The sequence below is a fragment of the Marinobacter sp. MA genome (assembly GCF_048298425.1).
Lineage (GTDB): Bacteria > Pseudomonadota > Gammaproteobacteria > Pseudomonadales > Oleiphilaceae > Marinobacter > Marinobacter salsuginis.
This window is the reverse complement of sequence record NZ_CP103058.1, coordinates 2116198-2127792: the sequence shown is the minus strand read 5'-3', so window position 1 is coordinate 2127792 and position 11595 is coordinate 2116198. Positions and strand designations below refer to the sequence as shown.

The window sequence follows — 11595 nt, the reverse complement described above, 5'->3', positions numbered from 1 at the left end:
GATCACTTCATTCTTTTTTTGAGAACGAAAAGCCATGAAGCTCAACTACCACCATCTCTACTATTTCTGGAAGGTTGCCCGAACCGGCCATCTGACCCGGGCCGCCGACTCGCTGCATATTTCCCAGTCCGCACTGTCCGGACAGATCCGGAAGCTGGAGGAGAGTTTGGGGCATGACCTTTTTATCCGTGAGGGGCGGCGCCTGAAGCTGTCTGAAGCGGGCCGCATGGCGTTTTCATACGCAGAAGAGATATTCCGGCAGGGTGAGGAACTGACAGCATTGTTTGCCTCTGGCGCCCAACCCAATCGGGAGATCCTGAGGATTGGGGCGGTCGCTACCCTTTCCCGGAACTTCCAGGAGGGGTTTCTCCAACCCCTCCTGAACCGGGAGGACCTGGAACTCAGCTTGCAAAGCAGTCACATCGATGAATTGCTCCGGCGGCTTTCGGCCCACCGGCTGGATTTGATCCTTGCCAACCAGTCGGTGCACGGCGACGAACAGAATCCGTGGCGGTCGCGTTTGATTGCGAAACAACCGGTCAGCATCATCGGCCCCCGGGGGGTGGATGTTCAGGGCGATTTTGTCGACGTGCTGCGCGGCAGGAGCCTGATCGTTCCAGGGCCCGACAACAACATACGCCAGGCCTTTGATCAGCTGTGCGAATACCACCGGCTACGCCCGAGCATCGCCGCGGAAGTAGACGATATGGCGTTGATGCGACTGCTGACCCGGGACACCGGCCACTTTGCCATCATGCCGCCGGTGGTCGTGCGGGACGAAATGAGAAGCGGTGCTCTGGCGGATTACGGCGCTCTGCCCGGCGTTTTCGAGGAATTCTACGCCATCAGTATCCGACGCCAGTTCGAGACGCCGGCGCTTCGGGAACTGCTGTCTCAAACCGAGGACAGTTTCCTGAGCCGCACGCCGATTGGTCATTCTGACTAGCCCGTGTGGCGAGAAATGTCATCCCTACCGGGTGGTTACATGCGTATACTGACTTCGAAAGACCACAATAATAATGCCGGACTCCTGAATATGACCCAAGCCAGTCGCCGTGAACGCCCGTCCATTCTGATTATCGGCACCGGTTTCGGTGGCCTGGGAATGGCCATCAAACTGAAACTGGCAGGCTTCACCAACCTGACCCTGCTGGAAAAAGCCGACCGTGTTGGCGGTACCTGGCGCGATAACACCTACCCCGGCGCTGCCTGCGATGTACAGTCACACTTCTACTCCTACTCCTTCGAACCAAAGCACGACTGGTCGCGAAAATTCGGGTTGCAGCGGGAAATACTCGGCTACATGCAGCACTGCGTCGAGAAATACCGGCTTGACGATCACATCCGTTTCCAGGCGGAAGTACAGGAAGCCACCTTTGACGATCACTCGAACCAGTGGACGGTCACACTGGCTGACGGCGAGCAACTCACTGCGGACGTACTCATTACCGCCACGGGCCAGTTGAACCAACCTGCCTGGCCAAAACTCGACGGCCTGGATCGCTTCCAGGGCAAGATGTTCCACTCGGCCCGGTGGGATCATGACTACGACCTGACCGGTAAACGGGTGGCCGTTATTGGTACCGGCGCCAGCGCCATACAGTTTGTCCCGGAGATTGCACGTAAGGTTGAACAACTGGATCTGTTCCAGCGCTCCGCAGCCTGGGTACTGCCCAAACCAGATCGGCCATTCAAGCGCTGGGAGCAGACGCTGTTCCAGAAACTGCCTCTCTGGGACCGCTTTTATCGTTACCTGATTTACTGGAAAAACGAGAGCCGGGCCCTGGCGTTCACCAAATTCAGTGGCCTGCTGGAGTATTACGCCAACCAGGCCAAACGTGAGGCGAGAAAGCGGGTATCGGACCCCGCCAAACTGAAAAAGATCATTCCCGACTACAAGATCGGCTGTAAGCGCATTCTGATTTCCAATGACTGGTATCCGGCCATCAACCGGCCCAACGTGAACCTGATTACCGACACGATCGAGCGGATTGACGAAACCGGCGTGATCACCCGGGACGGTCACCACCATCCTGCAGATGCCATTATCTGCGGCACCGGTTTCCGGGCCTCGGAGTTTCTTTCGCCCATCCGGATAACCGGCCGTGACGGAAAAACCCTGAACGACGCCTGGCAGAATGGCGCCGTCGCCTTTAAAGGCATTACCGTAAGCGGCTTCCCCAACATGTTCATGCTGTATGGCCCCAACACCAACCTGGCCCACAACTCGATCCTTTACATGCTGGAATCCCAGTTCCGATACGTCCTGGAATGTCTTGAAGCACTGGAAAAATACCCCCAATCCGCCATGGATGTGCGCCAGGACCGCCAGGACCGCTTCACCCAGGTGGTTCAGCAAGGCCTGGAAGATACGGTCTGGAGCTCCGGCTGCACGTCCTGGTATCTCGACGCCAACGGCCGAAATACGGTCAACTGGCCGGGATTCACCTTCACCTACCGATTCGCTACCCGCCACGTAGACACCGCTGATTATCAATTTCTCTACCCGGGGCAGCCCCCGGGCTAGGTGTCCGATTTCAACATTCCCTTGAAGGCTGGCTTAATTCATAGGATGATTGGGTTATCGGTTTGAGGGATGATAAACACTATGCTGGAACGTATCCGCAAAGGCTCGCTGGTGGAAACCGCCATAGAGAGCCTCAGAAACGCTATCGAGAAAGGCGATTGGTCGGTGGGAGATCGCCTGCCCGTGGAATCGGAGCTGTCTGATTCCCTCGGAGTCAGCCGAAATACCGTGCGGGAGGCAGTTCGCGTACTTGTGCATGTAGGCATGCTGGAAACCCGCCAGGGCGATGGTACCTACGTGCGCGCCACTCGCGACGCCGGGGAAACCCTACGGAGGATTGCCCGCACCCAGCTGGCGGACCAGCTCGAAGTACGCATCATGCTGGAAACGGAAGCCGCCAAACTGGCCGCGGCGAGGCGAACCGACCGGGATCTGCAGCAGATGACCAAGGCCCTGGATGCACGCGCCAGGGCGGGACAAAACCTTCAGGCCCGCATCCGCCACGACGAAGCCTTCCACCACGCCCTGGTCGCCGCGTCCCATAATTCCGCGCTGGTAGAGCTCTACGATTACTTCTCCCACGCCGTCAGCCAGACCATAGAGCAGACCGAGACGGATACGGATCTTCCGGAGCCCTCCCAGGAAGACCACGAACTGCTGCTCGCCGCCGTCAGACGGCAGGATGAGAGCAAAGCCGAGACTCTGGCCCGGGAACTTCTCAAGCCAAGTCTGCAGGCGCTCAAGCGCAGGGAGTCCTGATTCATGAAATTCCGCATCGACACCTTTACCTTGCTGCTGCTCGGTGCCATCGTCCTCGCGACGTTCCTGCCGGCCACCGGCCAGGCCGGGGACGCCCTGGCAACCGCCGGAACCGTTGCCGTCGCCCTGCTCTTTTTCTTTCATGGCGCGGCACTCTCCCGGGAACAGATCATCGCCGGTGCCACTCACTGGCGACTGCACATCCTGATCACCTCGCTCACGTTCATCTTCTTTCCGCTGGCGGTGCTGCCGATCAACGGACTCAGCGACATTGCGCCTTCCTGGATGCCGAGGGATCTCGGGCTCGGATTCCTTTACCTGGGCGTACTGCCTTCGGCGGTTTCTTCCTCCATCGCCTACACAGCAATGGCCAGGGGCAATGTACCCGCAGCCATCTGCAGCGCAGCCGCCTCCAATGTCTTCGGCATGATGCTGACGCCGTTCCTGCTGTTGCTGCTGGTGAGTACATCCGGTGGCGGGGATTTCTCCATTGCGGAGGGCCTCAAAGACATTATCCTGCAACTACTGCTGCCCTTTGCCGTGGGCCACGCCCTCAGGCCCTGGCTCGGGGGGTTTCTCGGAAGAAACGAAACGCTGATGGCGCGCTACGACCAGTGCGTTATCTGGCTGATTGTTTACTCTGCCTTCTCGCATTCAGTGGAAAGCGGGCTCTGGGAGAACCTGCCGCTCCGGGCCATTCTGTTCGCCATCGCGCTGTGCCTGGGCTTGCTGCTGTTGTTTATGGTGTTCGCGAAATTCCTGGTGCGGCGATTTGGCTTCAGCCTGGAAGATGAAGCCGCGGTGGTGTTCTGCGGCTCGAAGAAGAGCCTGGCGTCTGGCCTGCCGATGGCCAAAGTTCTGTTCTCGGGCCATCCCGGTTTCGGCATGATCGTGTTACCGATCATGTGCTACAACCAGATACAGGTGATTGTGGGAGCCATCCTGGCTCAGAAGTACCGTGAAAAAATTGAACGGGCGAACGCGAACAAGACCAGCTGACCGGGACGGCGGAATTAACCGCCTCCCATTCCGCCAAACAGCGTGGCCAAGATCACCAGGCCGACAATCCAGCCAATAACCGCCGGCCAGAAATTCACCATCTGCGGAGGCTGCTCACCCTGCTCTTCGGCCATGCCGGGTTCCGGATAGTTGCGCTCGTCGGCTACCTCAGGTGCCTCCTCCATGCTGAACCAGCCAAACCATTCCCCCAGAAACTGGGCAACCGGGGCCGGAAAGGTTCCGTTTTCAGCCATTGGTCGCACCTGGGGCTCCAGTTGCCTGCCAATTTCACGTCGCAACTGCGGCTGATCGGCAGGCGGTTCGCAAAGAATGGCTTGCCAGATACCCGCATCCTTGCTTCTGGATGAATCATTGAGCAGTGCCTTGATCTGAATAACAACCTCACGAACTACCTGCCCATCATTGGCATCCAGGGGACGTTCACTTGCCTCTTCTGCCTCATGAGTCGGCTGGCCGGGCTGCGCAGTGTCGGCTGGCCGGGTTGCCGGCGCTGGCGCATCACCCACCGCTTCCCGAAACGCCTGCTCCAGACTTCTTGCCTCGCTTTCCGAAGCAAATTTGAGCTGTTGCTCATACGCATCCTGGATTCTCCGACGATCGTCGGTGGGTTCAATTCCAAGGATTTCCCAACAATTCATACAGCTGCCACTCCCGGGCCGAGATTCATTACATTTAAGAGAGACAAAACGTCTGTAGTCCCTTACGATAGGACCCAATGATAATAAAACCGCTTTATCCGTTTTTCTCGGCAGATTATAGAACGTCAACCATGCATCAATCGACCAAAACGGCAGGGATGGGTAAGCGCCACCCTCGCGTAGCCTGCTTCGGCCTCAGCCTTGCCCTGTCCGCTCTGCTACCAACCACAGCAGTCGGCCAGACCGATACTCCTGATTTCATACCCGGCTTACTTGCCCTGGAAGGCGAACAAAGCGAAATCCCCGAAGTCCTGACGACAACACGATTGCGCCAGTCAAAACTCCGGGTACCCGGCACCACCACGATCATCACCGGAGACATGATTCGCGACCTCGGCATCATGAATCTCGTAGAGGCACTCCGGCTGGTTCCCGGCATGGTGGTTGGCCACTGGGGAAGCACCAATCCGGTTGCAACCTACCACGGTACCTCCCAGTACGAGCAGCGCCGGCTGCAGGTTCAGATTGACGGGCGAACGGCCTATCGAATCAGCCTGGCCGACGTCGACTGGCTGGGCATGCCGGTGGCACTGGAGAACATTGAACGCATTGAGGTGAGTCGGGGACCGAATTCCGCCGCCTATGGCATCAATGCCTTTCTTGGCAGCATCAATATCATTACCCGCTCGCCGCAGGATACAGCCGGCGTGGAAGCCTACACCTCGGTCGGGTCCCGCGGACATCTGCGCACGTTTACGTCGGTGGGTGATGCCGACGCCGATAAAAGCTGGCGCCTGTCCTATGAAAAGCGGAAATCCAACGGTTTTGACAACCAGATTGATGGCGGACAGGAAATCCCCTTCCACGATGGCCACGATATCAACAACTTCAATTTCGACAGCGTATTTCGCATCGACCGCCAGCACTCCATTGACGTCCGGGCAGGCGTTCTGGACGGAGTGAATGAAGAAGATCTCGAGAAGTCGGGCAAGCTGGGAGCCACCACAAACCCGGACATTATCATGGACGATTACTACCTTCATGTCCGGTTCGATGGAGCGACCTCGCCTGATCATTTCTATCATATCCAGGCCAGTTATCAGAATCAGCGGCAGCGCCAGCGTTGGACCGTTGCCGCGCCTGCAGCGGAGATAAACGCACTGCTGCCGACCGGGTTCCCACCCTTCCCCGAGGACCAGGGACCTTTCATCGCTGACCTGAATGAAGACCTGGAAGAAACCCGGCAGGAAATCGAGCTCCAGGACACCATCATTTTCAGCGATCAGTTCAAGCTGGTCTCTGGCCTGGGCTATCGCAAGGACTCGTTCAATTCTGAGACCTTCTTTAACGGGAAAGGGAATAACTACCAATCCAGGGTATTCGCCAACGCCGAGTACTCGCCTTTCCGCTGGCTGACCTTCAACGCAGGCGGCAACTGGGAGCAGACCACAACCACCGATGAAGATTATTTCTCGCCCAGAGCCGCCGCGAACTTCATCCTGAACAATAACCATGCCCTGCGGTTTGTGTTTTCCCGGGCGGTACGCACACCGGACGCCTTCGAACAGAATCCGGACTGGGGCTATACGCCGACCAATGTTCAGCCACCCTTCGAGGCATTGGACGGCCAGCGAATCGAGGTCGAAAACCTCCTGGATCCAGCCACATCCACATACGGACAGAGGCTGGAGGAGGAATGGATCACCTCCAGGGAAATCAGCTACTTCGGGCAGTTCCATCTGGAAAGGGCCCTGCTCTCCGTGGAAGTACGCTACTTCAATGACGACTTCCGCGACATGATCAGCGGCGTCATCAACGAAGAAGAATGGTATATCGCCAACAACGTGGATCTGGAGCAGGAGGGCGTCGAACTGGAAACCTCCCTGGAATTCTCAGGCACCAAACTCCGAGCCACCTACGCCTATCTTGAGCAGGAGGGCAGATACACGGGTGATCCCAACGCACTCCCGCTGAACAAACAGGAACGGGCTGTCGATCTTCTGGCCCGTCTGTCCGCCCGCGATTCCGGCAGCCTCGCCTGGATCCAGGATCTACCGAAGGGCTTCATGACGTCAGCGGCGATGTACTGGACCAATGAAGTCAGGGAGACCCGGTTCGAACGTGCCGATTTCCGTTTGGCTCGCCGGGTGGACAAAACAGATTACAGCTATATGCTGGCATTGACGATCCAGCATTACCTTAACGCCAAGCCATGGATCAGCCCGGATAACCGGATTGAAGATCACAACCAGTTCTTTGTTGAGGCTGGTATTCGTTTCTGAATTTAACAAGGAAAGCATGAGCCCTGGACGGTATGGAGCGAAGGTCAGGCACGAATCACCCTAATCGGCCCGGAAGCCGAATCCAGGGTCTTGTCCACAAGACCCTGTGGCTTCTGCTTTTGGCCGTTTTTTCCACGTTTGTCAGCTCTCAGGAATCGACGGCGAGAACTGTCTACTTTGCCGGCTCGGGCAACGCGCCACTTGATCAGCACCTCGTGCAGCTCCTCAAAGCAGAGCTTGAGCCATCCATTTCCCTGGTGGAGGTCACCGACGAGCAGCTGGCCGCGCTTGATTCCGGACCAATCATTACTGCTGGACCTTCCGCCTTCTCCCGCGCTCGCCAGGCAAATCGCTCCGCGCCCATTCTGGCGCTGCTGGTCGATAAATCCTTCATTTCCGGTTTTGCGGACCGCTCCCCCGGCCAGATCACCGGCGTTCTGTATGACGTTCCTCTCATCCGTCAGGCTCTGACGGGAAAGGCCATCCTGCCACAGGCTACCAAGATAGCCCTGCTGGCAACCGCAGATTCGGTGGAACTCTACGAGCCACTGATTGATAAGCTGCCGACCTATGGCATGTCGGCCCGGCTGTTTCTTGTCGATGACGACGACAAGCTGATTCCGACACTCGTCCGGGCTCTCGGTTACGGTGATTTTCTGTTAGCCGCCCCGGACAGCGCAATCTACAACCCCAGAACCATCAAACATATTCTGCTGACCGCTTATCGCCGTAATCAGATCGTCATTGGACCAACGCAAGCTTATGTGAAGGCCGGATCACTCGCATCCAGCTATGCGCCGTTTCCGGAAATGATCGAGATGGCAGATGAGTTTCTGACCACGTATTTCGAGACAGGAGAGTTTCCGGCACCCTCCTACCCGGAAAATTTCCGGGTTGAAGTGAACGCTCAGGTTGCTCGTTCCCTGAACATACCCCTTCCCAGCCGCGAAGACATTGCCCAACGTGTGGACAGACAACTGACCGTCAATGGGGAGGTGGCCGATGAGTAACCTCAAGAGGCAGCAGCGGCCCCTCTCCCGCACGCTCTTGCTCCTGGGTGCGCTCCCGGCCGTTGTCATGTTCATCGTGCTCATGGTGTTCTTCACGTCCGCGCGCCTGGAAGACGCCCGCCGGGATTTGTCAGACAGCGGCCAGATGCTTGCCGACAGCCTGGCGCCCGCACTCGAGTACGCAGTGGTTTCGGGTAACACCCTGGCACTGGATCAGATCCTGTCCCAATCACTGCGACGCAGCAACGCAGACTGGATCCGTGTTTCTGACGTGATGGGAGAGCAGATTGGTTTCGTCTCCCACCAACCGGTCAATGCCGGTGACTTGCCCAGTCGCTACCAGATTTTCGAGGCCGACATTCTCCAGCAACCCCTGGAGCTTGGCTCCGAACGAACAGCGGAATGGTTTGAACCTGACTATGGTTTTGGCTCCGGCTCCCTGCGAGTCGGCACAGTACAGGTGGGCATGGATCACGATGTTCTTGCCGACAGGCGACAGGATATTCTCTGGACGTCCATCGCCGTAGGCGTGGCCCTGCTTTTGTTCACCATTCTGATCATCAACCATTTTCTGGGGACCATCCTCGCGCCCATCCGGGACCTTGCCGGACGAATCGGAAAGCTGACCGCCGGCGACTATCAGGAACGCGCCCTTAACACCCACCAGAGTTCCCGCGAGATCGTGGCGATTGAGGAGCAGCTTAACGAACTTGCCCGACACCTCGCAGGCCTGAGAACAGCTCGTGACCAGACACTCACAGCGTCTGAAAGCGCTCGGGAAAAAGCCGAAATGGCGAACCAGGCAAAATCCGAGTTTCTGGCCACCATGAGTCATGAGCTTCGCACCCCTCTCAACGGGGTTCTTGGCATGGTGGATCTGATCCAGGAAGAGCCGCTCACCCATCGCCAGCGGGAGTACCTGAACACCGCCCGGCAATCCACCGAGGATCTGCTCACGGTGATCGCCGATATCCTGGACTATTCAAAGATGGACAGCGGCACCCTGAAACTCGAGAGCCAGGAATTCGATCTCAGGGAACTGATTTCCAACTGCACCGCCACCTACCGGCACCTGGCGGAACAACAGGGCCTGGCCCTCAACCTCAAATTCTACGGAGACTGGCCTGACAACCCGGTGGTGATCGGCGACCCGGCACGCCTGCGTCAGATACTTGCCGGATTGGCCGACAACGCTATCAAGTTTACCGGCGATGGTTTCATCAACATTCAGGCAGGATTTTTTGCCCTGGAAGACAATTGCATCATTCTTAATTGCTCAATCAGCGATTCCGGTTCCGGGATTCCGGTGGATCGCCTGCAGGACATCTTCAACTCTTTCGAGCAGTTGGACGGTGGTGATAGCCGAAGGTATGGCGGCACCGGCCTGGGATTGTCTCTGGTCCAACGGCTGGTGGAGCTCATGGGTGGCCATATTCAGGTCGAAACCGATCTGGGCAAAGGCTCTTCGTTCCGCTTTGAACTGCCCTTCGAGCTGGCTAACCCGGCCAGCCAACCAGAGCCTTCGGGCCCGCCGCCCAGGGAAGCCATCAATGGCACCAGCCATGCCCTGGTGGTGGAAGATAACCCCGTGAACCAGCGCGTTGCCACGGCCATGCTCAAGCGGCTGGGCTTCCAGACGGATTCCGCCAATAACGGCAAGGAAGCACTTGAGAAGGTCACCACCAATCACACGGGCTACGACATTATCCTGATGGATTGCCAGATGCCGGTGATGGATGGTTATGAGGCAACCAGGTTTATCCGGGAATGGGAACAGAGTAACGGCCAGATCGGCACGCCGATCATCGCCTTGACGGCCGATGTACTCCCCGGCACCGAGAAAAGCTGTCTCGACTGTGGAATGAATGACTATCTGGCCAAACCGGTCCGCAAGGAAATGTTGCGGGAAGTGCTGAGCCGCTGGATTCAGCTCTAGAAGAATGCCGGCGCCGTCATCGCGGGCGCCGGCGCAGGATCAGGCGACGGGTTCCCGCATGGTGACAAACTCTTCCGCAGAGGTGGGATGGATGCCCAGGGTAGAATCGAACTGAGCCTTGGTGGCTCCGGCCTTGATGGCAACTGCCAGGCCCTGCGTAATTTCGCCGGCGTCCGGGCCAACCATATGGGCACCGAGTACCCTGTCGGTCTCATCATCCACCACCAGTTTCATCAGGCTTCGCTCATCCCGTCCACTGAGGGTGTATTTCATCGGGCGGAACTCGGAGCGATAAATCCTGAGACGATGCCCCGCTTCCCGGGCCTCTTCCTCGGTCAGCCCCACGGTGCCGATGTTGGGCTGACAGAACACGGCGGTTGGAATTGCGGAATAGTCCATGTCGCCTTTGCCATCCCCGAACAAACGCCGGGATAGCACCATGCCCTGGGCCAAAGCCACCGGCGTAAGCTGTGGGGTTCCGATTACATCACCCAGCGCGGTAATAGAAGGCACCGCGGTCTGGAAATGATCATCCACCACAACATGGCCTGACGCGCTGAGCTGGACACCAAGATCGGTCAGGCCAAGCCCGTCGACGAGTGCCCGGCGTCCGGTCGCTGCCATCACCAGCCCGGTTTCCAGGGTTTCACCATTGTTCAGTTGTACCCGGTAATGGGCATTCTCGGCTTCGACCGATTCAATGGTCACGCCAAAACGCAGGTTTACGCCCTTCTTTCGCATTTCCTGTTCGGTGAACCGGCGGATGTCATTATCAAACCCGCGCAGGAACAGATCGCCGCGATACAACAGCGTGGTCTCAACACCCAGTCCTGCCAGGATGCCGGCAAACTCCACGGCAATATAGCCGCCGCCCCACACCACGGCCTGCTTCGGCAGCTGTGGCAGGTAGAACATCTCGTTGGAGGTAAGAATACATTCCTTGCCAGGCACGTCCGGAATTACAGGCCAGCTACCCGTGGCAATAGTGATGTGTCTGGCCCGGTAAGACGTTTCGCCGACCACCACTGTGTTGGCGTCTGACAGAGACGCGGTCCCTTCGATGATGGTTACGCCCGCATTCTCCAACAACCGGCCATAAATGCCGTTCAGACGCTCGATCTCGGCGTTCTTGTTCGCCACCAGCTTTGGCCAGTCGAAACTGACATCATCGAGAGGGACCTGCCAGCCATAGCCGGCGGCGTCTTCCAGCTCATCATGAACATGAGCGCCGTATACAAACAGCTTCTTGGGCACGCAGCCCACGTTCACACAGGTTCCGCCAAGGTACCGGGATTCAACCACGGCCACTTTTGCGCCCCTCTGGGCAGACATACGGGCCAGACGAACACCGCCAGAGCCGGCTCCGATAACGATCAGATCAAAATCCTGCTGGTCAGACACAGCTTCTCCCGTTAAACGTTAA

General features: G+C 57.8%; 9 protein-coding genes. 7 read left to right on the top strand and 2 right to left on the bottom strand.

The window, feature by feature from the left end:
- The first annotated feature begins 34 nt into the window (after positions 1–34).
- The 4 genes from NUW46_RS09880 (at position 35) to NUW46_RS09865 (ending at position 4285) form a co-directional block, all read left to right on the top strand.
- Positions 35–946: a LysR family transcriptional regulator gene (locus NUW46_RS09880; RefSeq protein WP_069185268.1), complete on the top strand. Its 912-nt coding sequence runs from the start codon at positions 35–37 to the stop codon at positions 944–946.
- A gap of 90 nt (positions 947–1036) precedes the next feature.
- Positions 1037–2527, top strand: coding sequence for a flavin-containing monooxygenase (locus NUW46_RS09875; RefSeq protein WP_418141993.1), 1491 nt, complete (start codon positions 1037–1039; stop codon positions 2525–2527).
- An 81-nt stretch (positions 2528–2608) separates the two neighbouring features.
- A complete protein-coding gene (locus tag NUW46_RS09870; protein WP_222464436.1) occupies positions 2609–3286 on the top strand; it encodes a FadR/GntR family transcriptional regulator in 678 nt (225 codons plus the stop codon).
- A 3-nt stretch (positions 3287–3289) separates the two neighbouring features.
- On the top strand, positions 3290–4285 hold the full coding sequence (locus tag NUW46_RS09865) for a bile acid:sodium symporter family protein (protein WP_418141992.1): 996 nt from the start codon (positions 3290–3292) through the stop codon (positions 4283–4285).
- A gap of 14 nt (positions 4286–4299) precedes the next feature.
- On the opposite strand, the gene NUW46_RS09860 is transcribed toward NUW46_RS09865, so the two are convergent.
- On the bottom strand, positions 4300–4944 hold the full coding sequence (locus tag NUW46_RS09860; RefSeq protein WP_418141991.1) for a J domain-containing protein: 645 nt from the start codon (positions 4942–4944) through the stop codon (positions 4300–4302).
- Between the two features lie 131 nt (positions 4945–5075).
- Between NUW46_RS09860 and NUW46_RS09855 the strand changes: the two genes are divergently transcribed.
- The 3 genes from NUW46_RS09855 to NUW46_RS09845 are packed head-to-tail and all read left to right on the top strand — an operon-like array spanning position 5076 to position 10172.
- Complete coding sequence (locus NUW46_RS09855) at positions 5076–7226, top strand: TonB-dependent receptor plug domain-containing protein (protein ID WP_418141990.1); 2151 nt, start codon at positions 5076–5078, stop codon at positions 7224–7226.
- Positions 7227–7258: 32 nt separating this feature from the next.
- Complete coding sequence (locus NUW46_RS09850; protein WP_418141989.1) at positions 7259–8236, top strand: ABC transporter substrate-binding protein; 978 nt, start codon at positions 7259–7261, stop codon at positions 8234–8236.
- Positions 8229–10172 (top strand): ATP-binding protein, encoded by a 1944-nt coding sequence (locus NUW46_RS09845; protein ID WP_418141988.1) that lies wholly within the window; start codon positions 8229–8231, stop codon positions 10170–10172. The genes NUW46_RS09850 and NUW46_RS09845 overlap by 8 nt, the downstream gene beginning before the upstream one ends.
- Positions 10173–10211: 39 nt before the next feature.
- Here NUW46_RS09845 and gorA read toward each other — a convergent pair whose 3' ends face one another.
- Positions 10212–11573 carry a glutathione-disulfide reductase gene (gorA, locus tag NUW46_RS09840; RefSeq protein WP_069185274.1) on the bottom strand — a complete coding sequence of 454 codons (1362 nt, stop codon included), beginning with the start codon at positions 11571–11573 and terminating at the stop codon, positions 10212–10214.
- Positions 11574–11595: the final 22 nt, after the last annotated feature.

Coding starts and splice junctions, on each gene's coding strand:
- NUW46_RS09875 (WP_418141993.1), top strand. CDS start 1,037: ATGACCCAAGCCAGTCGCCGTGAACGCCCGTCCATTCTGATTATCGGC.
- NUW46_RS09845 (WP_418141988.1), top strand. CDS start 8,229: ATGAGTAACCTCAAGAGGCAGCAGCGGCCCCTCTCCCGCACGCTCTTG.
- NUW46_RS09860 (WP_418141991.1), bottom strand. CDS start 4,944: ATGAATTGTTGGGAAATCCTTGGAATTGAACCCACCGACGATCGTCGG.
- NUW46_RS09880 (WP_069185268.1), top strand. CDS start 35: ATGAAGCTCAACTACCACCATCTCTACTATTTCTGGAAGGTTGCCCGA.
- NUW46_RS09855 (WP_418141990.1), top strand. CDS start 5,076: ATGCATCAATCGACCAAAACGGCAGGGATGGGTAAGCGCCACCCTCGC.
- NUW46_RS09865 (WP_418141992.1), top strand. CDS start 3,290: ATGAAATTCCGCATCGACACCTTTACCTTGCTGCTGCTCGGTGCCATC.
- NUW46_RS09850 (WP_418141989.1), top strand. CDS start 7,259: ATGGAGCGAAGGTCAGGCACGAATCACCCTAATCGGCCCGGAAGCCGA.
- NUW46_RS09870 (WP_222464436.1), top strand. CDS start 2,609: ATGCTGGAACGTATCCGCAAAGGCTCGCTGGTGGAAACCGCCATAGAG.